This window comes from Salinibacterium sp. ZJ70 (assembly GCF_011751865.2).
Taxonomy (GTDB): domain Bacteria; phylum Actinomycetota; class Actinomycetes; order Actinomycetales; family Microbacteriaceae; genus Homoserinibacter.
In genome coordinates this window covers 682,345-706,880 of the sequence record NZ_CP061770.1, presented here as the reverse complement: position 1 = coordinate 706,880, position 24,536 = coordinate 682,345, and the positions used below count along the sequence as shown (strand labels likewise).

Genomic DNA, 24,536 nt, shown 5'->3' with positions numbered 1-24,536 from the left:
CCGCCACCCGATGACGACGGCCCCGGCGCGATGCCGGGGCCGTCGTCGATGCGGGCTACTTGCCCTTGGCGACCTGCTGGCCGGTGATCACGCCGCCGTCCATGAGGATGTCGACGCCCGTGAGGTATCCGGCCGCTTCGCTCGCGGCGATCTTCATCACGGCGTCATCGTGTACTTCGTCTGCAGGTACTCGTGGATGCCCTCCGCGCCGCCTTCGCGGCCGAGTCCCGACATCTTCCACCCTCCGAACGGTGCCGCAGCGTTCGAGACCACGCCCACGTTGAGGCCCATCATGCCGGTCTGCAGCCGGTCGATCATGCGCTGTCCGCGGGCCAGATCCCGGGTGTACACGTAGGAGACGAGCCCGTACTCGGTGTCATTGGCGAGGGCGATTGCCTCGTCCTCGTCGTCGAACGCAACGATCGTGAGCACGGGGCCGAATATCTCCTCACGGAGGATGTCGGATCCGGCGGGCACGTCGGCGAGCACGGTGGGCGCGTAGAACGTTCCGGAGCCCTCGACGGGCTCTGCGCCTGTGAGCACGCGCGCGCCGCGCGAGACGGCGTCGGTGACGAGTTCGTGCACCTTGGCGACGGCCTTGGCGTCGATGAGCGGTCCGATGCGCACACCGTCCGCGGTTCCGCGCCCGACGCGGAAACCGGCGACCTGCTCGGTGATGCGCGCTGTGAACTCATCCACGAGCGCGCGATGCACGTAGAAGCGATTGGCGGCGGTGCACGCCTGCCCGATGTTGCGGAACTTCGCCGCCAGTGCGCCCTCGACCGCGAGTTCGAGATCCGCGTCCTCGAAGATGACGAACGGCGCGTTGCCGCCGAGCTCCATCGAGGTGCGCAGCACCCCGTGCGCGGCCTGCGCGAGCAGGGTCTGACCGACGGCGGTGGATCCGGTGAACGAGAGCTTGCGCAAGCGGGGGTCGCGGATGATCGGCTCGCACACGGCGTTCGAGGTCGAGGTCGTGATGACGTTGACGACGCCCGCGGGCACACCCGCTTCTTCCAGCAGCGCTGCGAAGGCGAGGGTCGTGAGCGGGGTGAGCGTCGCGGGCTTGATGACGACCGTGCAGCCAGCCGCGAGCGCGGGGGCGATCTTGCGGGTCGCCATGGCCAGCGGGAAATTCCACGGAGTGATGAGGAAGCACGGCCCCACGGGGTGCTGAGTGACGATCATCCGCCCGGTGCCCTCCGGGTTCGGGCCATATCGTCCATCGAGTCGCGGGGCCTCCTCGGCGAACCAGCGCAGGAACTCGCCGCCGTAGGTGACCTCTCCCCGGGCCTCGGCGAGCGGCTTCCCCATCTCGAGGGTCATCAGCAGCGCGAAGTCGTCGGCGCGCTCCTGGAGCAGGTCGAAGGCACGGCGCAGGATCTCGCCACGTCGGCGCGCGGGGGTCGCCGCCCAGTTCGAGAAGGCACGGTCGGCGGCATCGAGGGCGGCGATGCCGTCCTCGGGCGTCGCGTCGGCGATCTGCGCGATGCGCCCACCTGTCGCCGGGTCGACGACGTCGATCGTGCGCCCGCCCGATCCCGGGCGCCACACACCGTCGACGAACAGCCCGGTCGGCACGCTCGCCAGCAGAGCGTTCTCGCGTTCGGTGTGCATCTGAACTCCTCAGGGGTGGGGTCGCCGACTCAGTCGTCGGGGTGGGCGGGGTCGAGCGGGGCGTGATGGTCGAAGGCGACGACACCACGTCTCCAATAGCCGGACACCGCGAACTGCGCAGGCGGCAGCGCCTGCGCGCGCAGGGCCGCGCGGATCGGGATGAGCGAATTCGCCTCTCCGGCGGCGAAGACGAAATCGCCGTCGCCGATGACCAGATCCGCGCCCGTGCCGTCGTGCTGATCGATGCGGGTAGGGGTCACACCGACCGCGTCGAAATACACGTGCGCCTGTGCAATGGAGGCCGGGTCGCTGACAAGCACGGTGGTGGGGCGCTCGTCAGCCGCTCGGATCCACTGGGCGGCGCTCGGAAGGGCTGTGCCGTCGACGATGAGGACGAACCCGTCGGCCCCGGGCGGCGCGTGCTTCGATCCGCGAGGCCCGACGACGACGATCTCGTCGCCCTCTTCGGCACGAGCTGCCCAACGCGCGGCGGGGCCGGGATCGGGGTGCAGCAGGAAATCGAGGTCGAGTTCCACACCCGCGGCGCTGCGCCTCACCCCCGCCGGGGTGAAGTCGCGCGAGATCACGGGCTCGTCGGGGCGGATGATGCCGTCTTCGGCAGCGCCGACCGCGCGCGGGGCGACGAGCACACCGTCATCCTCGCGCGGGAAGAAGAGGCGCACGTGATCGGCAGGTCCCGGCTCGGGGAAGTCGGCGAAATCGGGCCCGGTGACTGTCACGCGAACGACGTCGTCACCGAGCCGACGGACGTCGGCAACGTGAGCCTGACGCGCGGTGAAGCGATTGCGTCCGCCTGTGCGGGCAAAGCGTCCGGCGTCGAGATCTGTGGGGCGCATGGCGTCCTCTCAGTACGAGGCGCGGTCGACTGCCGCGGCCTGTCCCCAGTCGGCGGCCACCCTCTCGGCGGCGCGCGCGAGCACGGCGACGTCGGCCGCGACGAGCACGAACGACGCACCGGCGTCGGCGTAGGCGCGTGCCGCGGCTGAATCGAAGGCGTTCACACCCACCGGCTTGCCGGCAGCGCGGACGGCACCGAACGCGCGCTGCACAGCCGCCACAACCTCCGGATGCCCTTGCTGCCCGAGGTGCCCCATCGAGGCCGCGAGGTCACTCGGCCCGACGAATACGCCGTCGACGCCGTCGACCGCGGCGATCTCGCCCGCGCTCTCGACGGCCTCTGCAGTCTCGACCTGCACGAAAACGCTCGTGTAGGCGTCGGCGTTCACAAGGTAGTCATCGACACGGTTCCAGCGGGCCGAGCGCGCGAGCGCCGAGCCGACGCCACGGCGTCCACGCGGCGGGTAGCGCACCGCCTCGACCACGGCGCGTGCCTCCTCCGCCGTGTTCACCATCGGTACGAGGATGTTCTGCGCGCCGAGATCCAGCACCTGCTTGAGGACGACGACATCGCCCACCGGCACGCGCACGAGCGGCGCAGCGGGGTACGCCGCGACGGCCTGCAGCTGCGCGAGCACCGACTCGAGGCCGTTGGGCGAGTGCTCCATGTCGATGAGCAGCCAGTCGACACCGCCGCCCGCGACGATCTCGGCGACGAGCGCCGAGCCGCTGCACACCCACACCCCCGCGAGCGGGCGGTCGGCTTCGGCGAGATGGTCACGGAAGGTGGGGTCTAGACGAAGCGGCATGAGATGGTCCCCCGGGGTCCGAAGTCGGCGAGCACGGTGTCACCCGGGTGCACCCACATGGGGCGTGTGAACGAGCCGGCGAGGATGATCTCGCCCGCCTTCAGCGTGTCACCGTGGGCGGCGAGCTTGTTCGCGAGCCATGCGACCCCCGATGCCGGATTGTTGAGAACGCCCGCGGCGACGCCCGTCTCCTCGATGGTCTCGTTGCGGTAGAGCAGCGCGCTGATCCAGCGGAGGTCGACGTCGGACGGCGTGAACGGCTGCCCTCCGTAGACCATGGCGCCCATCGCGGCGTTGTCGCTGATGGTGTCGACGATCGTGCGGCCCTGCATCTCGATGCGGCTCGACAGGATCTCGAGCGCGGGGACGACGTACTCGGTCGCGCGCATGACATCGAAGACCGTGACCTCCGGGCCCTCGAGGTCCTGGCCGAGCACGAACGCGAGCTCGACCTCGATGCGCACGTTCGAGAAGCGGCCGTGCTCGATGACGGAGCCGTTCTCGTAGACCATGTCGGCGAAGATCGCGCCGTAGTCGGGCTCGGTGATGCCGGTGGCCACCTGCATGACCTTGCTCGTGAGGCCGATCTTGCGGCCGACGAGGCGGCGGCCGGCGGCGACGCCTCGTCGGCGCCATTCGTTCTGCACGGCGTAGGAGTCCTCGACAGTCATGCCGTGATAGCGCGCCGTGAGCAGCGGCACCATGGTGCGAGCTTCCTCGGCGGCTGCGAGTTCGTCGGCGATCTCGCGGATCGTCTGCTCAGAAAGCATCAGAGATCTCCTTCTGGGATTCGGGGGTGCGACCGGCGAGGAACGCCCCGCTCGCCCGCAGGCGGTGCTCGCGCATGTGGTGTTCGATGCGTTGGGCATCGGCGTGGGTGCGGATGAGCTCGAGCAGCTGCGCGTGCTCGAGGACCGACTCACGCGCTCCGTCGGGGGTGAACGCGCAGCTGTCGTCGCGCACCGTGACGAGGCGCGCGTGCTGGGCGCGCGCGAGTGCGACGAGCTCCGGGTTGGGGCAGGTCGACGTGAGGATCTCGTGGAAGCGGCGGTTGAGCTCGGCGTAGCGGCTGGAATCGAAGTGGTCGAGCAGTGCCGCGAGTTCACCATTGACAGCGTCGGCGTCGGCCAGCGCGACGTCACTCAGCCCGGGCGCGGCGAGCGCCGTCGCGGCACCCTCGACCACCGCGAGTGACTGCATGATGTGCAGATACGCGACCTCATCCACGTGCGCGACACGGGCGCCGACGTTGTGTTCGAACGTGACGACCCCCTCCGCCTGCAGCATCCGGATCGCCTCGCGCACGGGCACCGCGCTCATGCCAGCCTCGGCGGCGATCGTCGAGAGCACGAGGCGGCTGCCGGGCGGGTACTCGCCCGACCGGATGCGTTCGCGGATGTGGTGGTGCGCGCGCTGCGCCTTGTCGAGCTCGGCGGTCATGCGCTGTGCTCCGCGTCGAAGCGCGCCCGCCATGCGGCGTTCATGGGGAACAGCTCCTCGACGCGGCCGCCTTCGGCGACGCGCTCGGCGATCCAGGCGTCCTCCGCCTCCTGAGCGAGGGCGGCGTCGACGATCTCGTGGGCCATCGACGGCGGGATGACGACCACGCCGTCCGCGTCGCCCACGAGGATGTCGCCGGGTTGCACGGCGCAGCCCCCGCAGGCGATCGTGATGTCGGTGTCCCACGGCACGTGCCTGCGCCCGAGCACAGCCGGGTGCGGGCCGCGGGTGTAGACGGGGAGACCCACCTCGGTGACGGCGACGACGTCGCGCACGCCGCCGTCGGTGACGATGCCCGCGGCACCTGCGGCGTTCGCGCGGATGGCGAGAATGTCGCCGAGGGTTCCTGAGCCGGATTCGCCGCGTGCTTCGATGACGATGATCTCGTCCGGTCCGACGGAGTCGAAGAGGCGTTTCTGGGCGTTGTAGCCGCCGCCGTGGCTCGCGAAGAGGTCGGGGCGGGCGGGGATGAAGCGCAGGGTGCGCGCGACGCCGACCATCTTGGCGCCCGGATGCAGCGGGCGGACGCCGTCGATCGTGACATCGTCGAGTCCGCGGCGGCGCAGCTGCGCCGACAGCCCGGCGGTGGGTGCTGCGAGCAGCTTGGCTTTGAGGCGGGGGTCGAGGGCGACGGGTTCGAGAAGACCGGCGGCCGCCCGCGATCCCCAGAGCTTGACGCGCAGCGCGTCATCGACGGCGGGGAGGGATCCGAGAGCGGGATCGAAATCCCCCGCGCCTTCGACGACACTCGTGACAAGTCGCCCCGAGGTGGGGGCACCGGGCGTGCTGGGCGCGTCGACCTCGACCTCGACCGTGTCACCCGGGAGCGCCACGGAGGCGCCCGCGGGGGTGCCGGTGAGGATGATGTCACCGGCCTCGAGCGTGAGGTGCTGCGAGAGGTCGGCGATGATCTGGGCGAATGGGAACAGCAGCCCTGCGGTGGTGTCCTCCTGCACGAGTTCGCCGTTGCGCCACGTGCGCACCCGGATGGCGTCCGGCTCGAGCGCGCTCGCGTCGATCAGAACCGGGCCGAGCGGCGTGTAGCCGTCGCGGCCCTTCGAGCGGACATTGGATCCGGCATCTGCGGTGCGGAGGTCGTGGAGCCCGAAGTCGTTCGCCGCGGTGACCCAGCGCACGTGCTCCCACGCATCTGCGACGGAGACGCGTCGCGCTGAGCGGCCGATGACGAGAGCGATCTCGCCTTCGAAGCCGAGCAGCTCGGTGCCCGCGGGACGCTCGACGGCGGATCCGGATGCCGCGAGGGTGCTCGTGGGTTTGAGGAAGTACGACGGCGCCGACGGACGACGGCCGAGCTCGTCGGACCGCGATGCGTAGGCCACGTGCACCGCGATGATCGTGCGGGCCTGCGCGATCGCCTGAGCGGTCGTCTCCTGCGTCATGTGTCCGTCTCCTTTGCCGTCCTCCGATAGATCGTATATGATCCTGGGCCCGCATCCGACCCCCCGGTGCGTCTGCGGGCCCAGGAGATCAGTGGATGCCGAGGAAGTCCTCGAGCGTCTGAGGACTGGCCGACAGAGTCGGCTCGTTGACAGCCTCCTCCGGGAACTCACTCGCCTCGAAGAACCACCGCTTCGACGCGGGCATGCCCCACAGCTGCGCACGGCGCGGATCGGTGACGTCCCAGCGGATGGGCGGCGTCTCGAGGTCGATGAACTGGTAGTGCGAGTTGAAGAGCTCGATGCGGTGCTGGTCGGGGTCGCGCAGGTACAGGAAGAGCGCGTTGCTGAGGCCGTGGCGACCAGGTCCGCGGTCGATCTCCTGGCCCTTGCCGAGGGCGCCCGCGACGTCCGCGGCGTGAATGATCGCCGAGGCGTCCGGCACCGCGAATGCGAAGTGGTGCAGGCGCGGGCCGCGGCCATTTGTGAACACGAGATCGTGGGTGTTGCCCTTGACCTCGAGCCAGGCACCCCACAGCTCGTCGTCGGCGCCCGCTGCGGTGTATTCCGACATGCGCATGCCGAGGTGGGACCAGAAGTCGGTTGCCTTCTGCACGTCATACGTGACGACCTGGTAGTGGTCGATGCGCTGCGGCGCGCCCGCCACCCACTCGTGGAACGCCTGGTACTTGCGCGGCACGACCTCCATCTCGCTCGTGAGCTCGATGTGGGTGCCGACGGCGTCGCGGAACTGCAGCGTCGCCCCCTGGAACGGACGCTCGACACGGCGGTGCTGGAGGTTGTTGTCCTTGCAGAACTTCTCGGCGGCGACGATGTCGGCATCGGTGCGCACACGCAGCCCGACGAAGAGCGCGTGCGCCTCCTTCGCCTCCTCGAGCACGAGGCTGTGGTGGCAGGCCTCTTCGAGACCGCGCAGGTAGACGGCACCCGAGGTCTCCTCGGTGACCACGAGACCCACGACATCGCGGTAGAAATCACGCGACGCGGCGAGGTCGGTCACGGACAGCACCGTGTGGCTGGCACGGGTGATGTCGAATTCCGGGTTCTGGTTCCAGACCGGCAAGGTCATCGTCGACTCCATTCGAACAGGACGTTTCGCCCAGTCAAGCGACGGGCCCGCCATTGAGGAAGACCGATTCTCCTTGCAGAGCCATAGATTCTGTCTATGGTTGGGGAATGGCCGAACCCCGCCTCGATCTTCGCCAGCTGAGGGCCTTCCAGACCGCCGTCGACGCTGGCTCGCTCACCGCAGCGGCTCAGCGACTCCACCTCACCCAGCCGTCGCTGAGCGCCGCGATCGGCAAACTCGAAGCCCAGCTCGGGGTCGCCCTCCTCATCCGTACGTCGCGCGGCGTCGAGCCGACCGCCGCGGGGCGCTACCTGCTCGACGCCTCGACCCGCATCTTCGGCGAGGTCGAGGAAACCGAACGTGCACTCGCCGGCTTCGGCGCCGGTACTCGCGGCACGCTCACGATCGCGGCGGTGCCCGCGCTCCTCTGGCAGCGCGTGCCGCGACTGCTGGCGGGTCTCGCGCGCATCGCCCCGGACGTCGAGGCTCGGCTCATCGATCCGCCGCCCTGGACGGCGCTCGACATGCTGCAGCAGGGAACCGCTGATGCCGCAGCGATCCTCGTCTCGCGCCCCGAGCAGGTTGCGGAGCGCATGCAGGGATCGTTCAGCGTGACCGACTGGGGAACGGTGCCGCTCGTCGCGCTCTCCCCCATCGGCACCTTCCCGGGAGAGAGCATCTCCGCGGTGGAGATCGCGAAGCATCCGCTGCTGGTTCCGAGACGCACCCCCGCGCTCGCAAGCCTCCCGGAGGCGATCGACGACTACCTCGAGTCGCACGGCGTGGTGCCGCACGCGCTCCGGAGCGTCGAGACCATCCAGACGATGCTCCCGCTCGTTGCGGCGGGGCTCGGCGTCGCGCTCATCCCGGATCCCGAAGGCCCCATCCGCGGCGGCGTCGATCTGCACCGGCTCGCACCCCCACCCGATCCGCTGCGCGCACTCGTCGTGACGCGCGCCGGGGAACGCCGGAGCGCGTCGCTGTCGCGCCTGCTCGAGGTCGTCGAAGAGACCGCCGACGGGTGGACGGCGGTCTCTTCGGAGTGACGCGGCTCAGGCCTCCGGCGTGGCGATCCGCTGGATGTACGCCTTGCCGTAGTCGTTGCCGTTCGGCAACCGCAGCGTGCTGTGCACGTGGAAGCGAGCTGGCAGGGTGTTGCTCAGCCACACACCCGCATGGTTGTCGAGCTCGGCGATGATCACCGGACTCTGCACACGGAAGTAGATGGGCTGCGAGCCGTCGGTCGCGCCGTACCAGGAGAACCACGTCTCATCGAGGTGCGCTTCGAACTCCTCCATGGTCGCCGCCCGCTGGGGTCCGGTCAGCAGCAGGTGGAAGTCCTCCACGATCTGCCGCAGCAGGGCGCGCTGCCCATCCGTGAACTCGGACACGGGAATGCCCTCGTACGGCACGACACGGTTGTCGCGGAACGCGCCCGCGACGTGCCGCTCATCGGCAGGATGCAGGCGCCCCTCCGGCATCGCGGGGTCGAGCACCGACTCGAACACGACGGCCTTCGCGCGTTGCTCGGGTGCGAACGACTGCGCGAGCTCGATCGCAAGCTTCTCCCGCTCGTCGAAGATGGGGGGCCGCGTGTCCGTGAGCGCGGGTTCCGCCCCGATGAAGCACGGCGCGACGACATCCCGACCGCCGACGGTGACGAAGTTGATCGCCGCGTGATGCCCGAACAGCTGGAACCCCCAGGGCGCCGCGAGCGATGGCTCCCCGAAGATCGAGAACCAGTAGCTGCGCGCGTTCATCACGGTCGGCAGGTCGACGAGTTCACCGAGGAAGCCGTTGAGCTCCATCGCCTCGATGAGTCGGTCGTAGCCCTCGGGGCTGAATGCCGCGCGGAGGATGTCGAACACACGCTGCGCGTCCTGCTCCGCGAGGTCCTCGAGTCGCAGGCCGTTGCGGTGGAAGACGAACTCCGGATTGCTCCACCCCCGCCAGTCAGGGGCATCAATCGGATACAGCACCTTCGCACGCGCCTCGGCGGGCAGCTCCGCGAGGAAGCGCTGCGCCGCCTCGACCAGCGCGGTGTCGGCGGTGCCCCCCGGCTCAAGCGACCAGACGTCGCCGCGCACAACGCCGTCTGTCGTGATACCCACGAACGGCTCGGCGTAGAGCGCGTCCCAGTCGTCGAGCAGCTGCTGCAGGAACGGGTTGCCCTGGCGAGCGGCCGTGAACTCCTCGTAGCCCATGCCTCGCCACGGGGCGAGCTTCTCGTGATCGAGAGGCAGCAGGAAGTCGCGATAGCTCTCCTCGCCGAGCTCGACTGCCTCCTCTCGACCGCTCACGCGCGCCGTCGAGAAGAAGCCGTCGATGTCCTTGTCGTTCTCGCTCATCTCGTGCCTCAGATCGGGAGGTTGAAGAGGCGCTTGGCGTTGCCCGAGAGCATGGCCTCACGGTCGGCATCCGAGACCTCGATCTCGTTCTTCATGAACTCGACGCCCTGGCTCATCCAGCTGTAGAACACCGGGAACGACGAACCGAAGAGGTAGTGATCTGCACCGTTGATCTTGACCGCGGCCTCGACCTGGTCCTTGCCCCACGAGTGCGGGTGCGTCATGTCGAAGTAGATGTTGTTCTCGAGGTACTGACGGATCTTGTCGCCGCCCGTCGGGTCGAGGCGGTTGAGAGCCTCCTTCTTGACCGTCGCGTGCGGGGTGAGAAGCGCGGTGTTGGCGAACCAGTTGCCGCCGAACATCGTGTGGATGAACTTGAGGTTCGGGAACTTGTCGAACATGCCGCTGAAGAGCTCGCGGCCGACCGCGATCCCCTGGTCCATGATCCGGCCGTACTCGCGGCGGAGGTTCGTGTAGTCGATGACCGACTTCCACTCGACCGGCAGCGGCGTGTGGTGCACGATCACGGGAAGCCCCAGCTTGTCGAGCACCGCGAGGTAGGGCTCGAACACCTCGTCGTCGAGGTACAGCTGGCCGTAATGGCACGCGAGCTGCACGCCCACGGCGCCATTGTCGACGGCGCGCTCGAGCTCGTAGATGTTCTCCTTGCCACCCCACGGGGGAACGCAAGCGGTCGAGAACAGGCGTCCGCCCGACTGCTCGACGATCTGCTGAGCGTTGTCGTTGACGGCGCGGCAGGTTTCGAGGTCGAGCCACTCCTGCCAGACGGGCACACGCATGATGCCGTAGTCGACACCCGCGTCATCCATCGCCTTGAGCTTGGCCTCGGCGTTGTAGTCGCCGTCGACGTAGTTGAGGTTCTGGAATCCCTTGGGCTTCTCGAGGATGAGCTGCTTGCGGCCATCCGGAGTCTCGCCCACACTGGCGATCTCGCCGAAGCCACGCGGCGCGGAGTTCAGGAAGCCGTTGAGGATCTTCGGGTTGGAGAAGAGGTCCTCGGGCAGGTGGTGGATGTTGATGTCGACGACGGTCATCGTCAGTCCTCGCTTCTTGTTGGGTCGGGCTCGGTGGTCGCCCCCGTGGCCGCGGCGAGCGCGTGCCCCACGGAGGCGAGGGTCTTCTGGTCGGCGAATACGAGCAGGTCGCGGACGCGCAGGGTCTCGCGGTACACCGCGTTCGCCGCTGTCGCCTTCGCGACGAAGGGGTTCGGGGACGTCGCAAGTGCATCGTGGAAGGCGCGGTATGCACGCGGATCGTCGGCGAGCTGCGCGAGCGACGAGTCGAGGGTCACCGCCGGCGGTCGCTCGACAGGTGCGTCGCGCACCGTCCACGCGAACTCGCCCGAGCGCACCTCGGCGGTGCGCCCGTCGGGCAGCACGACCTCGGCGCTGGTGTTGGGAGGCACGACCGCCGTCACGCGGATCTCGTCGCCGTCGCGCTCCCAACCTGCAGCCGCGATTCCGTAGGGAGTGAGGTGCTCGGCGCGCGCCCTGCTCAGCCCTCGCAACGGCTGCGGCACGATGCGGATGCGGCGGTAGCCGGGCGCGGCAGGAGCGAGACCGGCGACGTCCTCATGCAGCCAGGCAGCGATCGAGCCGAGGGCGACGTGGTTGAACGAGGTCATGGCGCCCGGGTTGATGCTGCCGTCGGGCAGCAGACCGTCCCAGCGCTCCCACATCGTGGTGGCACCGAGGAGCACGGGCGACAGCCACGACGGTGCCGCCGTCTGCAGCAGCAGCCGCTCAGCTGCGTCGACGTGGCCGTTCTCGGAGAGCGCGCGCGCGATGTGGGCCGTGCCGACGATGCCCGTGGCGATCCGGTATCCGTCGCGGCGCACGACGGAGGCGAGTCGGTCGGCGAGTTTGCCGCGCAGGGGCTGCTCGATCACGACGTCGAGAGAGAGCGCGAGGGCGTAGGCCGTCTGGGTGTCGCACATCATCCGACCCGCGGGCGTCACGTAGGCGGCGACGAACGCCTGCCGCGAGTCCTCGGCTGCAGCACGGAACAGGACGGCGTCGTCGTGGTGGCCGAGCTTGTCCGCGATGTCGGCGACGAGCGAGGTGGTGTGCACGGCGTACGCGGTCGCGACGATCTCCGAATCGGTGCGACCACGCGCGGGCGCGTCCGCTGGCGCGTTCGGATCGAGCCAGTCGCCGAGCTGTCGACCCGCGGTCCACAGTCCGTCCGGGTCCCGCGCGCCGATGACGGCGCGCGTCCAGCTGCGCATCGCGGGGTAGAGCTCCGCGAGGAGATCGGGGTCGCCGCTCGATGCTGCGAGCACGCGCGGCACGATCGCGATCGCATCACCCCATCCGGCCATGAGCCCCTGCTCCGAGACTTGCGGCACGACCGACGGAGCGAAGAGCGGCACGAGGCCCGTCCCGATTCGTTCCTGCTCGGCCGCAACATCTCGAAGCCAGGAGACGAGGAACGCCTCGCAGTCGAAGAGGAACGCCGCGGTCGGGGCGAAGAGCTGGGTGTCGCCCGTCCAGCCGAGACGCTCGTCCCGCTGCGGGCAGTCCATCGGAACGGCGATGTAGGTGCTGCGCATCGTCTGCACGACGTTCTCGTGCAGACGGTTCACGAGCTCATGGGAGCTCTCGAACCAGCCCGTGCGCGTCATGTCGGTCGCGATCACGACGGCCTCGATCGCCGCGGGATCGACCGATCCGGGCCAACCGTCGACCCGCGCGAAGCGGAAGCCGTGGAAGGTGAAGCGCGCCTCGAGGCACTCCTCGCCCCTGCCGGAGAGCACGAACTCATCCCGCTGAGCGGCGCGGCGCAACGGTCGCAGGGCGAGGTCGCCGCCGTCGAGCAGCTCGGCATGCTGCACCACGATGCGCGAACCCGACGGGCCCGCGACGCGGATGCGAAGACGACCGACGAGGTTGCGGCCGAAATCGAGGATCGTGCCTCCGTCGGGCGCTGTGAGCACCTTCTGAACCGGAACGGTCTCAGCGCGGCGCGCGGGTGGTGCGATGCGCGGCGTGGGACGCGGCATGGTGGCGTCGGGCGCGCGGACCGCAGGCCAGTCGGCACCGCCTCCGACCTCGTCCCATCCGGGCGTCGCGCCGCGGGTGTCGACGGTCTCCCCCGCGTACACGCCGCTCGCGACGACCTCGGGGTCGGCGATGGCGGTCCACTCCGGTCCCGTTGCGATGACCGCGCGCGTGCCGTCCCGGTAGTGCAGCTCGAGCTGAGCGGCGAATGCGGGCTGCTCTCCGAAGAATCTCGCCGGCGCGGTGAGGACGTGGTACTCCTCGGTGTACCAGCCGCCCGCGAGACGCACCCCGATCGCATTCGCCCCGGACTGCACCGCATGCGTGACATCGACGCTCTCGTGCACCGTGCGCAGGTGGAAGCTCGTGAACCCGGGCGCGAGCACTGCGTCGTCGGCGGGCATGCCGTTGACGCTCACCTCGGCGAAGCCGAATGCCGTCCAGAGCAGGAGCGCGCGATCGATGGGCTTCTCAGCGACGAACTCGGTGCGCAGCAGCGCCGGCCTCGCTGCTGCGTCCGGATTCGCGAGGGCGATCGGGCGCGCGACCCACTCGTCGGTGAAGGCCGCGGTGATCTCGAGCTCGTCGCTCCAGGCTGTGACGCGTCCGTCGACGGATGCCGCACGCACTGCGACGCGACGGCGCTCGCCGGCCGCGAGGTCGGAGAACGGCCACGGAACGAACGCGCTCTCGTCGCCGACGCGGACGGCCTCACGGCCCGAGCGGATCTCGGCCCACACCTGCTGCCAGCCCGGATTCGCCGATACCGTCCAGCTCAGTCGCGGCCGCGCGACGGCGACCCAGGCGCTGTCCGAGCGGAGCTCCGCCCGCAGGGAGGCGATCTCCACGGCGGAGATAGCCCGCTCAGGGAGACTCGTCATCGACATACCCCACACCCTAGGCAGAGGGTGCGCTCAGCCGTTCCTCACGTTCGTGCACAGTTATGTTGCACCCGAGCCGGTGGTTGACGCATCCGCGGCTCCGTACCGTGGGTGAACCCGCAACTGTCGGCTCGCACCGGCAGACGCCACGGCAATCTATGCAAGGAGGCATACATGCCACGCACCAAGGCCATGATCACGAGGGCGGTGGTGCCGTTCGCGGCAGCAGCGCTCCTCCTCGCCGGGTGTTCCACCGGCACCGCCAGCCCGGAGCCCACGGACGACGGCGGCGACGCCACGCTCCGCGTGAACTTCGGACAGTTCCCCGAGAACTGGTCACCCGGCCAGGAGATGGAGGGCGGACCGATGCGCATCGCATACGAGACGCTTCTCATCCCCGGCGAGAACGGCCCCGAGGCCAACCTCGCGACCGACTGGGAGCTCACGGCGGACTCGCTCACCCTCACGCTGCGCGACGACGTCACCTTCCACGACGGCACCGCCTTCGACGCTGAGGCCGTCAAGGCCAACATCGAGCTCGTCAAGGGCGGCACAACCGCCTACGCCGGCCCGCTGCAGGCGATCGAGTCGGTCGATGTCGTCGACGCGACGACCGTCGTGCTCAATCTCTCCTCGCCGACGCCGTCGCTTCCGGTGACGCTCACCTCGCGCGTGCTCCCGATCGGAAGCCCCGCGGCCATCGCCGACGGCTCGATCGCAACGGCCCCCGTCGGCACCTCGCCGTGGGCCTACGACGACGCCACGTCGATCGTCGGCACCCGCATGGTGTTCTCCGAGTTCGCGGACTACTGGGGCGAGAAGCCCGGCTTCGCGAACATCGAGCTCGTCTCCATCACCGACCCGGAGGCCTCGGCCGCGGCGCTCGTGAGCGGCGAGATCGACGTGACCGACACCGAGGTCGACGTCTTCCCGCGCTTCGAGGGCACCTCGATCGAGACGCTCGCCTACCCGGCGATCCGCAACAACCTCTTCTTCTTCGACCGTGGCCCCGGCGGCGTGTTCGAGAAGAAGGAGCTTCGCCAGGCGGTCTGCACCGCGATCGACCTCGACCAGTGGGCGAAGATCGATGGCGAAGGCCAGCCCGCGACGCAGCACTTCGTCGAGGGCGACCAAGGCTACAGCGCGAACATCGACGGCTACCCGTTCGATGCCGCCGCGGCCCAGAAGCTCTACGCCGCAGCGGGCAGCCCGTCGGTCGCCGTCGAGATGGTCGGCGCACCGTACAACTCTCGTCAGATCGAGATCTACATGGAGCAGGTGCGCGCCGCGCTCGGCAACGTGAACGTGACCGTCACGCAGCTCCCGCCGCCGCAGTACAACGGCGAGTGGAACAGCGGCAAGTACCCGCTCGGCCTCTCGTCGAACGACGAGCAGACCGCGTTCGAGTGGTACAGCGCGTGGTTCGCCGCTGGCGCCCCGGGCAACCCCTCGGGTGTCGAGTCGGCTGCACTCAAGGCCGCAGCTGACGCCGCGATCGCCGCGGGATCGGGTGACGAGGCCGACGCGCTCTGGGCGAAGGTCACCGAGACCATCGCCGACGAGGCGCTCACCTGCGCCCACGCTCGCGGTGTCGAGCAGCTCGCCTGGAACAGCGCCACCGTCTCCGGTGTCGCCGCTCCGGCCGAGAGGTGGGAGCCCAAGTCGGTCAACTACCGCGACCTGACTCCTGCCAAGTAATCCCCATCCGACCCATCCGCCAGGGCAAGTGAAAGTCGTCTCGAATCCATGTTGAAACTCATTCTGACCCGCCTTGCCCTGGCGGTGCCCCAGCTGCTCATCCTGTCGTTCCTGGTCTTCCTGCTGACCTACCTGATGCCCGGCAGCCCCGCCGCCGCGATCCTCGGGTATTCGGCCACGCCGGAGTCCATCGCGAAGCTCGAAGCGCAGCTGGGGCTGGATCGGTCGTTCCTGGAGCGGCTGGGCGAGTTCTACGCCCAGCTGTTCCAGGGCAGCCTCGGCACGTCCTTCCTCAACGGCCGACCCGTGCTCGACCTCTACGCCGAGCGCCTGCCCGCGACCCTGTCGCTCATCGTCGGCGGTCTGCTCGTCGCGATCCTCATCGGCCTCACCCTCGGCATCATCGGCGGAACCAAGCCCGGCTCGGTCCGCGACCGGATCTCGACCGCGATCACCTCGATCTCACTCGCGACACCCGAGTTCTGGATCGGCATCATCCTGCTGCTGGTGTTCGCCGTGCAGCTGCGTCTCTTCCCCGTCGTCTCGTACGTGCCGCTCCACGTCGACCCGGCCGCCTGGGCACGCGGGCTCGTCCTCCCGTCGCTCGCGCTCGGGATCGCCGGAGCAGCCCTCATCGCACGCCAGACCCGCACAGCGATGGCGGGTGCGATGTCCTCGCGCTACGTCGACTCGCTCACCGCGGCCGGCGTCCCCCGTCGGCGCATCATCTTCCGATACGCGTTCAAGAACTCCCTCGTGCCCGTGCTCGCATCCACCGGACTCACCGTGAGCATCATGCTCGGCGCGAGCTTCGCGATCGAGAAGGTCTTCGGCTTCCCCGGTGTCGGCGGCCTCCTGCTGCACAGCGTGACCTCCAAGGATCTCGCGATCGTGCAAGGCGGGGTGCTGCTCATCGCCATCCTCATCATCCTGGTCAACCTGATCCTCGACATCAGCTACGGCCTCATCAACCCCAAGGCGCGACCCGCATGAGCGAGACCTTCACGACCTCCGTCCAGACGGCGAACTCCGACCCGGGCCGCCGAGCCCCCGGCAACATCGCCCGCATCATCGCCCGCATGCGGCGGCAGCCAGCGACGGTCGTCGCTGCGCTCTACATCGTGCTGCTCTTCGCGACGGCGTTTCTCGCGCCCTTCATCGCGCCGCACGATCCCGCCGCCTCGGACTTCGACAACGTGCTCGCGGGCCCGAGTGCGCAGTATCTGCTCGGCACTGACGACATGGGCCGCGATGTGCTGAGCCGTGTCATCTTCGGCGCACAGATGGCCACCATCATCGCGATCGGCGCGGTCGCGATCTCTACCGTCATCGGAGTTCCGCTCGGCCTCATCTTCGGTTTCAACGGCGGATGGTGGGACCGCATCGGGATGCGCTTCATCGACATGGCGCAGTCGCTGCCCGGCATGCTCATCGGCATCACGGTCGTCACGCTGCTCGGCCGCGACCCTCTCGCCCTCATGCTCGGCATCGGCCTCATCTTCGCGGGAGCATTCGCCCGCATGACGCGCGCCGTCGTGCTGGTCGAGAGCGGAAAGCTCTACGTGGAGGCCGCGCAGGTGGCGGGACTCCGCCGCGGCCAGATCATCTTCGGTCAGGTGCTGCCGAACCTCATCGGCCCCATCGCGACCCAGTTCGCGGTGTTCCTCGGCTCGGCGATCATGATCGAGTCGGCCATGAGCTTCCTCGGCGTAGGCCTCGACGACAAGATCCCCACGTGGGGCAGCATCCTGAGCCTCGCGCTCGAGAAGCAGGCCGTCGCGCCGTTCCTCACGTGGCCTCCCGGTATCGCCATCATGCTCACGGTGCTCGCCTTCAGCGTCTTCGGCGACGGCCTCAACGACGCCCTTACGGGCGAGCGTCGCCGCGTGCCGCGCCTTGACATGCCCGGCCGACAGACCGAGCCGAGCGCGACGACGCCCCCGATCACCTCGGATGTCGCGACCGCCGCAGATGTATCGGCTGCGTCGAGCGGCGCACCTGTTCTCGACGTGCGCGACACGACCGTGACCTTCGCGCGCCCCGACGGCTCGACCGTCGACGTGGTGAAGAGCGTGTCTCTCACGGTCGGCCGCGGCGAGGTCGTCGGCCTGCTCGGCGAGTCCGGATCCGGCAAGTCGACCCTGGCCCGCGCCGTGCTCGGCATGCTCCCTGCCGGCGCATGGCTCTCGAACGGCAGCATCGTGCTCAACGGCCAGCAGCTCGCCGGTCGCACCGAGCGCGAGCTTCGCCATGTGCGCGGCACACAGATGGGCGCCGTCTTCCAGGACCCCATGCAAGCGCTCTCCCCCGTGCACACGATCGGCGTGCAGCTCACCGAGCCGCTGCGCATCCACAAGGGCATGAACCGCGCTCAGGCCAGGGCGCGCGCGATCGAGCTGCTCGATCGGGTGGGCGTGCGCAACCCGGCGAGCCGACTCGATGACTATCCGCACCAGTTCTCCGGCGGCATGGCGCAGCGTGTTGCGATCGCGATGGCCCTCGCTGCCGACCCCGAGCTGCTCATCGCCGACGAAGCTACGAGTGCGCTCGACGTGACCACGCAGGCGCAGGTGCTCGACCTGATCATGGATCTGCGCGACGAGTACGGCATGGGCGTGCTGATGATCACCCACAGCCTCGGCGTCGTCGCTGAGACGTGCGATCGCGCGGTCGTCATGTACCGGGGCCGCATCGTCGAGGATGCGGCGGCGACCCAGCTGTTCGATGCGCCGCAGCACCTCTACACGCGGGCGCTGCTCGAGGCGAACCCCTCGAACGCGGACGCGGATGGCCGCCTCGCCGTGATCGAAGGCGAGCTGCGCCAGGAGATCGACCGGCTCATCGACGAGCTCGACGCGGAGGACGCACGATGACCGCTGACCAGCCCACGACTCCCCTCCTCGAGGTCCGCGACCTGCATGTCGGCTACCCGACGACCGGCGGATTCTTCGCCCGCCGCACGATGGTGCCCGCCGTGCACGGTGTGAGCTTCGACATCGGCCCCGGCGAGACGCTCGGGCTCGTGGGCGAGTCCGGCTCGGGGAAGTCGACGATCGGCAAGGCGATCCTTCGGCTGCTGCCCGTCATGGCGGGATCGGTGCGGTTCGACGGTACGGATATCCAGTCGTTCGGCGCATCCACTCCGCTCACGTACCGCAGCCAGGTGCAGGCGGTGTTTCAGGATCCGGGCGCGTCGCTCAATCCGCGGCACCTCGTGTCGCACGCCGTTGAGACGCCTCTGCGTCGCCACGGCGTCGCGGATCGCGCGGAGATCCGGCGGCGCACACGCGAGGCGTTCGAGATGGTGGGACTGCGCGCCGACCACCTGGACCGCTTCCCCAACGAGCTGTCCGGCGGCCAGCAGCAGCGCGTCGCGATCGCACGCGCTCTCGTGCTGCAGCCGCGGCTCGTGGTGTGCGACGAGGCTGTGAGCGCACTCGACCTCTCGACGCAGGGCCAGATCATCAACCTGCTCGCAGACCTGCAGCAGGCGACCGGCGTGAGCTACCTCTTCATCGCCCACGACCTCGGTCTCGTGCGCCACATCGCGCACCGCGTGGGTGTCATGAGCACCGGCCGGCTCGTCGAGCTCTCCCATGTCGACCGCATCTACGACGCGCCCGAGGACGCCTACACGCGCCGGCTTCTCGACGCCACCCCGGCCTCGACGCCGCACGGACGCGAGGAGCGCCGCGAGCGCCGCCTCGCAGCGCGCGCGGAGGCGAGCGCGTGATGAGCCGCCTGTTCCCGGAGGCAGGTGCTCCGCTCGCTAGACTCACGGTGCCGGCCACCCCGAGCGGCCGTCCGAGGGGGGATGTCAACGATGGATCGATTCGCCGTGATGCGCACCTTCACGGCCGTCGCCCGCGCATCGACCTTCAGCGGAGCGGCGGTCGAGCTCGGCATCTCCCCCTCCCTCGTCTCACGCCATGTAGCGGAGCTCGAGGAGCAGCTGGGCACCCGATTGGTGAACCGCACCTCGCGATCCGTCAATCTGACAGAAGCGGGCGCAAGCTATGCCGACTTCGCGGAGCGGATCCTCGTGGAGATCGAGGAGACGGACGCGCGGTTCGCAGGTGCGCAGGACTCGGCCGAGGGCCTGCTGTCGGTGATCTCGCCGAAGTGGATCGGATCGGATCTCGGCTCGGCGATCGGCGCGTTCGTGGCGGAGCATCCGAAGATCCGCGTGAAGCTCGAGCTCGGCGGGATCTCGGATCGGCCGTACGACTTCCTGGATCGGGGCTTCGACGTGGCGCTGCATGCGCGCGACCCGAAGGACTCGCGGGTGCGGGTGCGGCGGATCACAGAGCTGCCGTTCCTGCTGGCCGCATCGGCCGAGTACCTCGCGAAGCGGGGCATGCCGGCGAACCCGGACGAGCTGCGGGAGCACGACCTCATCGCGCACGCCTCGGACGCGACCTGGCGATTGGGCTCGGGCGAATCGGCCGTGACGATGCGGGTGCAGAATCCGCTCGTGTCGACGAACGCCTACCTCGTGATCGAGCAGATCGTCGAGGCGGGTTCGGGCATCGGCCTGCTGCCGCGCCGCTCGGCGACCGCGGCGCTCGAATCGGGGGCGCTCGTGGAGGTTCTGCCGGACTGGCCGGTGGGCTCGCGCTCGCTGTACGCGGTGCACGGGCCTGGCGGGCGCACGCCCGAGCGGGTGCGAGTGTTCCTGGACTTCATGACGAACTGGTTCCGCACCGCGCGAACCGAGTGACGCGCGGCTCGGCAGTCGCGCCCGGAGAGGCGGCTGCATGAGCACCATCGCGCGCGACATCGCGTACTCCCACGACGGCACCGAGATGCTCGGTCTGCTCGCAGCGCCCACGGGGGCGCAGGCGCGCCCGACCGTGCTGCTGTTCCACGATGCGTTCGGCTTGGGGCCGTTCGCGCTCGGCTGGGTCGACGCATACACGGCACTCGGCTACACCGTCTTCGCAGCCGATGTCTGGGGCGGACGCACGACTCCCAGCGGGCCGGACGAGATCGGGCCCCTCATGGGCTCGATGGTCGGCGACCGCGCTCGATGGGTCGCCCGTGCGACTGCCGCACTCGAGACGGCCATCGCGCAACCGGAGGTCGACCCCGGTCGCGTCGTCGCAGTCGGCCACTGCTTCGGCGGCTCGACAGCGCTCGAGCTGCTGCGTGCGGGCGGCGAACTGCGCGGCGTCGTCGCGATCCACGCCGGACTCGACCTGCTCGACGACTCGTCATGGACGCCCGCGCCCGGCACCGCATCCGTGCTCGTCTGCACAGGCGCCGACGACCCGATGGCGACCACCGAGCAGCGCACCGCGCTTCTGGGGAACCTCGACGCCGTCGGGCTCGACTGGGAGCTGCAGCTCTACAGCGGGACCGTTCACGCGTTCACCAACCCCGCCCTGACCGACTCCCCCAACCCCCGCGTGTTCGCGTACCACGCGCGCAGCGCTGAGCGGGCCCGAATCGCCACCGAGCGATTCCTCGCCGACACATTCCGCACCTCGAAGTAAGGAAGACAACCATGAAGGACATCGCGATCGTCGGGGCGGGCCCCGGCGGACTCGTCACGGCGCTGCGCCTGCATCAGCAGGGCATCACCCCGCACATCTACGAATCGGTGCAGGAGCTCAAGCCCCTCGGAGTCGGCGTCGACATCAAGGTGTACGGCGTGAAGGAGATCGAGGAGCTCGGACTCCTCGACGAGTTCCGCGCCATGTCGGTCGACGCGGTCGACTCGATCTTCTACAACCACCACGGCCAGGAGATCTACGCCGAGAAGTGCGGTGTGCACATGGGCTACCTGCACGAGCAGCGCTTCGTGCACCGCGGTGAGCTGCAGATGATGTTCCACCGTGCCGTCATCGACCGCATGGGTCCGGAGGTCATCACCTACGGCGCGCGAGTCGTCGGCTACACCCAGGATGACGAGGGCGTCACCCTGGATCTCGAGCACCGCGACGGCCGCACCGAGCAGGTGCGCCACGACGCCGTGATCGCTGCCGATGGCATCAAGTCGGAGGTGCGCAAGCAGATGCACCCCGAGATCTCGGAGCCCGTCTACTCCGGCATCACGATGTACCGCGGCACGACGCTGCGCGAGCCGATCCGCAACGGCCACACCATCCTGCACATCGGCGACCCCCGGATCTCGTCGATGATCATCTACCCGATCGCCCACGACTACGAGGGCACCGGCAAGGAGCTCATCAACTGGGTCGTCGAGTACGAGCGCGACGAGACGGTCGAGGATTGGAACGCCATCGGCACCGTCGACGACATCGTGCCGCTGTACGACACCACGAAGATCCCCTACCTCGACGTGCAGCAGCTCATGCGCGACGCCCGAGAGGTGTACCTCTTCCCGCTCATCCGCCACGCGCCGCTCGACAACTGGGTCGACGGACGCGTGACTCTGCTCGGTGACGCCGCTCACGCGATGTACCCGCGTGGTGGCAACGGCGTATGCCAGGCCTTCCTCGACGCCCGCGTGGTGGCCGAGAAGCTCGCCCTGCACGACGACATCCACGAGGCATTCGTCGCCTACGACGCCGAGCGTCGCGAGATGGTCAACCGCATCGTCATGTCGATGCGCGGCGAGGGCTACGAGGTCATCCGCCGGATGGTCGCCGAGCGCACCGACGGCAAGCCGTTCGAGAACATCGAGGACGTGCTGCCTCTCGAGGAGGCCGATGGCATCTTCGGGCCGTACCACGCGATGGTCGGTCAACCCCGCCCCGGTCGCGACGCGGGCGAGACGACGGGCTTCCGCACATGGCTGGAGGACGCCGCGGAGTGATCCGCTGCGTCGATAGAGGAGCAGAGGACGGACCATGGATCTCGGGATCGCCGGACGCGTCGCCTTCGTGGCGGCGTCGTCGCAGGGGCTCGGCTACGCGTGTGCGCGCTCACTTGCGCGCGAAGGCGTCGCCGTGACCCTCAACGGCCGACGGCCGGAGCACCTCGCGGAGGCTGCCCGGCGGATCGCCGCCGAGGTGCCCGGCGCTGACGTCTCCACGGTGGCCGCCGACCTCACGACCGCGGATGGGCGTGCGGCGATCCTCGCCGCCGTCCCCGCGGTCGACATCCTCGTCACCAACAACGCGGGCCCCGCACCAGGCACCCTCGACGAGTGGGACGAGTTCGCGCTCGTGGAGGCGCTGCGCCTCAACATGGTTCCCGCGGTCGAGCTCATGCGCGCCTACCTCCCCGGGATGCGTGCGCGCGGCTTCGGCCGCGTGGTGAACATCACCTCGGCGATGGTCAAGGCGCCGGCTCCCGAGATGGGGCTGTCGGCATCCGCGCGTGCCGCGCTCACCGCGATGAGCAAGGCGATCAGCCGAGACGCCGCCGCCGACGGCGTCACCATCAACAACCTGCTGCCCGAGCGCATCGACTCGCCCCGGCAGCAGTTCATGGCCGACCGCCTGGCAGCGGCCACCGGCATCAGCCGAGACGAGGCCTACGCGAGGATCGCGTCCACGATCCCCGTGAAGCGTCTCGGCACCCCCGACGAGCTCGGCGACACCTGCGCATTCGTGTGCAGCGTGCAGGCGGGCTACCTGTCGGGGCAGAACATCCAACTCGACGGCGGAAGCTACCCCGGACTGATCTGAGCGACATGAACGAGACAGAGACCATCCAGCACATCCTCGAGCTCGAGGACCGGCGCCGACGCGCCCTCATCGCCGTCGACCTCGACGCACTCGACGAGCTGTTCGCCGAGGACCTCGTGCACATCCACGCCCCCGGGGTCACACACAACAAGGCGCAGCTGCTCGAGCACACCCGAACCCGCCAGGTGTACCTCGACATCCAGCGCGGCGAGCTGCTGGTGCGCGTGTACGACGACACCGCCATCATCACAGGCCCCATCCGCAATCGACTGCGCAAAGACGGCGGCGGTGAGCGCACTCTCGGCGGCGTCGCCACCCAGGTGCTGCGGCGCGACCCGGATGGCGTGTGGCGTTTCGTGAGCTTCCAGATGACGCCGAACGGCGAACTCGCCTGGCCGCCGCTGCCGTCAGAGACGACGGAATCCACCCCCACCGACGAAGGGACCCTCGAATGAAGATCGCCCGCTACCGGATCGCCGACGGCCCTGCCCGACTCGGTCGCGTCGACGGCACCTCGCTCGTCGACATCTCGGATGTTCCCGGAGTCGGCACGTCGCTGCGCGAGATCCTCCCCGCGCTCCCCACACTGAAGGGCGCGATCCTCGCGGCGACCGGTCCCGCGATTGCGCTGTCGGATGTCGTGCTCGAGGCACCCATCGACGCACCCTCGAAGTATCTCGGCATCGGAATGAACTACAAGGAGCACGCCGCCGAAGCGGCCGCCGCCGGCATTCCCACGCCGACGAGCCAGTTCTGGTTCAACAAGCAGGTGAGCTGCCTCAACGCTCCCTACGGTGACATCAATCTGCCCCGAGTCTCGAATGCTCTCGACTACGAGATCGAGCTGGGAGTGGTGATCGGCACGCGTGCGAAGCACGTCTCCGTCGAGGACGCGCGAAAGCACATCGCCGGCTACGTCGTCGCGAACGACGTCTCCGTGCGCGACTGGCTGCAGAAGCTCTCCCCCACGTTCACGCTCGGCAAGTCGTTCGACACGCACGGCCCGATCGGCCCGTGGCTCACGACGGATGACGAGATCGCCGATCCGCTGAACCTGGAGATGGTGCTCACCGTCAACGGCGAGGAGCGCCAGCGCCACCGCACCGACGACATGATCTACAACATCTACGAGCAGATCGCGTACCTCTCGCAGGTCTTCACCCTCGAACCGGGCGACATCCTCGCAACCGGCACCCCGAGCGGCATCGGCGCCCCCACAGGCAACTTCCTGAAGGTCGGCGACATCGTGCGCGCCGAGATCGAGGGCCTCGGTTTCATCGAGAACACCGTCGTCCCGGAGCCGTGATCGTGGGAGCGCGAGAGAGCATCTACCTCGAGGGATTCGCCCACCGGAACCCGGTTCCGGTGGCGAGCCGCGTCGGGTCGTTCGTGCATTCGGGGGTGCTGACCGGGCGTGATCCGAAGTCGCTCGAGATGCCCGACACGCTCGAGGAGCAGATGACGAACGTGTTCGAGCGCATCCGCGAACTCATGGATGCGGTCGGCGGCTCGGTCGATGACATCGCCAAGCTGACATTCTGGCTGGCCGACTACCGCGACCGCGATGCGCTCAACCGCGAATGGGAGGCGATGTTCCCATCGCCCGCTGACCGACCGGCGCGCCAGGCGATGGCCGCGACCCTCGACGGCGGCTCGAAGGTGCAGTGCGACGTGGTCGCGATCCTGACCGACGAACGGATCTGACCGCAGCACACCGCGC

At 69.1% G+C, this 24,536-nt stretch carries 22 protein-coding genes; 12 read left to right on the top strand and 10 right to left on the bottom strand.

Features of this window, described 5'->3' with window-relative positions; all coding sequences use genetic code 11:
• Nucleotides 1-156 precede the first annotated feature (156 nt).
• The 7 genes from HCR12_RS03430 to hpaD all read right to left on the bottom strand — a co-directional run bounded on the left by HCR12_RS03430 (nucleotide 157) and on the right by hpaD (nucleotide 7,271).
• Entirely contained in the window at nucleotides 157-1,617 is a 1,461-nt protein-coding gene (locus HCR12_RS03430) for an NAD-dependent succinate-semialdehyde dehydrogenase (RefSeq protein WP_166867743.1), read from the bottom strand.
• A 29-nt stretch (nucleotides 1,618-1,646) separates the two neighbouring features.
• Nucleotides 1,647-2,474, bottom strand: a complete 828-nt coding sequence (locus tag HCR12_RS03425; protein ID WP_166867745.1) for a siderophore-interacting protein — start codon at nucleotides 2,472-2,474, stop codon at nucleotides 1,647-1,649.
• Nucleotides 2,475-2,483: 9 nt separating this feature from the next.
• Nucleotides 2,484-3,284: an HpcH/HpaI aldolase family protein gene (locus HCR12_RS03420; RefSeq protein WP_166867747.1), complete on the bottom strand. Its 801-nt coding sequence runs from the start codon at nucleotides 3,282-3,284 to the stop codon at nucleotides 2,484-2,486.
• A complete protein-coding gene (gene hpaH / locus HCR12_RS03415; RefSeq protein WP_166867749.1) occupies nucleotides 3,269-4,054 on the bottom strand; it encodes a 2-oxo-hept-4-ene-1,7-dioate hydratase in 786 nt (261 codons plus the stop codon). The genes HCR12_RS03420 and hpaH overlap by 16 nt, the downstream gene beginning before the upstream one ends.
• Nucleotides 4,044-4,724, bottom strand: a complete 681-nt coding sequence (locus HCR12_RS03410; protein WP_166867752.1) for a GntR family transcriptional regulator — start codon at nucleotides 4,722-4,724, stop codon at nucleotides 4,044-4,046. The genes hpaH and HCR12_RS03410 overlap by 11 nt, the downstream gene beginning before the upstream one ends.
• Complete coding sequence (locus tag HCR12_RS03405; protein ID WP_166867754.1) at nucleotides 4,721-6,184, bottom strand: fumarylacetoacetate hydrolase family protein; 1,464 nt, start codon at nucleotides 6,182-6,184, stop codon at nucleotides 4,721-4,723. The genes HCR12_RS03410 and HCR12_RS03405 overlap by 4 nt, the downstream gene beginning before the upstream one ends.
• Nucleotides 6,185-6,272: 88 nt before the next feature.
• A complete protein-coding gene (hpaD, locus tag HCR12_RS03400; RefSeq protein WP_166867756.1) occupies nucleotides 6,273-7,271 on the bottom strand; it encodes a 3,4-dihydroxyphenylacetate 2,3-dioxygenase in 999 nt (332 codons plus the stop codon).
• A 107-nt stretch (nucleotides 7,272-7,378) separates the two neighbouring features.
• Between hpaD and HCR12_RS03395 the strand changes: the two genes are divergently transcribed.
• Nucleotides 7,379-8,317, top strand: a complete 939-nt coding sequence (locus tag HCR12_RS03395; protein ID WP_166867758.1) for a LysR family transcriptional regulator — start codon at nucleotides 7,379-7,381, stop codon at nucleotides 8,315-8,317.
• 6 nt (nucleotides 8,318-8,323) lie between these two features.
• Here HCR12_RS03395 and HCR12_RS03390 read toward each other — a convergent pair whose 3' ends face one another.
• From HCR12_RS03390 to HCR12_RS03380, 3 genes are read right to left on the bottom strand one after another with little or no spacing between them, the layout of a single operon-like run.
• Nucleotides 8,324-9,619, bottom strand: a complete 1,296-nt coding sequence (locus HCR12_RS03390) for a DUF3500 domain-containing protein (protein WP_166867760.1) — start codon at nucleotides 9,617-9,619, stop codon at nucleotides 8,324-8,326.
• An 8-nt stretch (nucleotides 9,620-9,627) separates the two neighbouring features.
• Entirely contained in the window at nucleotides 9,628-10,674 is a 1,047-nt protein-coding gene (locus HCR12_RS03385) for an amidohydrolase family protein (protein ID WP_166867762.1), read from the bottom strand.
• A gap of 2 nt (nucleotides 10,675-10,676) precedes the next feature.
• Complete coding sequence (locus HCR12_RS03380; RefSeq protein ID WP_166867764.1) at nucleotides 10,677-13,520, bottom strand: alpha-L-rhamnosidase; 2,844 nt, start codon at nucleotides 13,518-13,520, stop codon at nucleotides 10,677-10,679.
• A 174-nt stretch (nucleotides 13,521-13,694) separates the two neighbouring features.
• Here HCR12_RS03380 and HCR12_RS03375 point away from each other — a divergent pair, with 174 nt between their 5' ends.
• The 11 genes from HCR12_RS03375 (at nucleotide 13,695) to HCR12_RS03325 (ending at nucleotide 24,520) form a co-directional block, all read left to right on the top strand.
• Nucleotides 13,695-15,218 carry an ABC transporter substrate-binding protein gene (locus HCR12_RS03375; RefSeq protein WP_166867766.1) on the top strand — a complete coding sequence of 508 codons (1,524 nt, stop codon included), beginning with the start codon at nucleotides 13,695-13,697 and terminating at the stop codon, nucleotides 15,216-15,218.
• Between the two features lie 48 nt (nucleotides 15,219-15,266).
• Nucleotides 15,267-16,211: an ABC transporter permease gene (locus HCR12_RS03370; protein ID WP_166867768.1), complete on the top strand. Its 945-nt coding sequence runs from the start codon at nucleotides 15,267-15,269 to the stop codon at nucleotides 16,209-16,211.
• Nucleotides 16,208-18,091, top strand: coding sequence for a dipeptide/oligopeptide/nickel ABC transporter permease/ATP-binding protein (locus HCR12_RS03365; RefSeq protein WP_166867770.1), 1,884 nt, complete (start codon nucleotides 16,208-16,210; stop codon nucleotides 18,089-18,091). Before HCR12_RS03370 ends, HCR12_RS03365 begins: the two co-directional genes overlap by 4 nt.
• Complete coding sequence (locus tag HCR12_RS03360) at nucleotides 18,088-18,951, top strand: ATP-binding cassette domain-containing protein (RefSeq protein ID WP_166867772.1); 864 nt, start codon at nucleotides 18,088-18,090, stop codon at nucleotides 18,949-18,951. Before HCR12_RS03365 ends, HCR12_RS03360 begins: the two co-directional genes overlap by 4 nt.
• 90 nt (nucleotides 18,952-19,041) lie before the next feature.
• The gene (locus HCR12_RS03355; protein ID WP_166867774.1) at nucleotides 19,042-19,938 is read left to right on the top strand and encodes a LysR family transcriptional regulator; all 897 of its coding nucleotides are present in this window, start codon (nucleotides 19,042-19,044) and stop codon (nucleotides 19,936-19,938) included.
• A gap of 37 nt (nucleotides 19,939-19,975) precedes the next feature.
• Complete coding sequence (locus tag HCR12_RS03350; RefSeq protein ID WP_166867776.1) at nucleotides 19,976-20,713, top strand: dienelactone hydrolase family protein; 738 nt, start codon at nucleotides 19,976-19,978, stop codon at nucleotides 20,711-20,713.
• A gap of 11 nt (nucleotides 20,714-20,724) precedes the next feature.
• A complete protein-coding gene (locus HCR12_RS03345; protein ID WP_166867778.1) occupies nucleotides 20,725-21,999 on the top strand; it encodes an FAD-dependent monooxygenase in 1,275 nt (424 codons plus the stop codon).
• Nucleotides 22,000-22,033: 34 nt separating this feature from the next.
• Complete coding sequence (locus HCR12_RS03340; RefSeq protein ID WP_166867780.1) at nucleotides 22,034-22,816, top strand: SDR family oxidoreductase; 783 nt, start codon at nucleotides 22,034-22,036, stop codon at nucleotides 22,814-22,816.
• A gap of 5 nt (nucleotides 22,817-22,821) precedes the next feature.
• On the top strand, nucleotides 22,822-23,271 hold the full coding sequence (locus HCR12_RS03335) for a YybH family protein (protein WP_166867782.1): 450 nt from the start codon (nucleotides 22,822-22,824) through the stop codon (nucleotides 23,269-23,271).
• Nucleotides 23,268-24,122, top strand: coding sequence for a fumarylacetoacetate hydrolase family protein (locus tag HCR12_RS03330; RefSeq protein ID WP_166867785.1), 855 nt, complete (start codon nucleotides 23,268-23,270; stop codon nucleotides 24,120-24,122). Before HCR12_RS03335 ends, HCR12_RS03330 begins: the two co-directional genes overlap by 4 nt.
• A gap of 2 nt (nucleotides 24,123-24,124) precedes the next feature.
• Complete coding sequence (locus HCR12_RS03325) at nucleotides 24,125-24,520, top strand: RidA family protein (protein ID WP_166867787.1); 396 nt, start codon at nucleotides 24,125-24,127, stop codon at nucleotides 24,518-24,520.
• Nucleotides 24,521-24,536 lie beyond the last annotated feature (16 nt).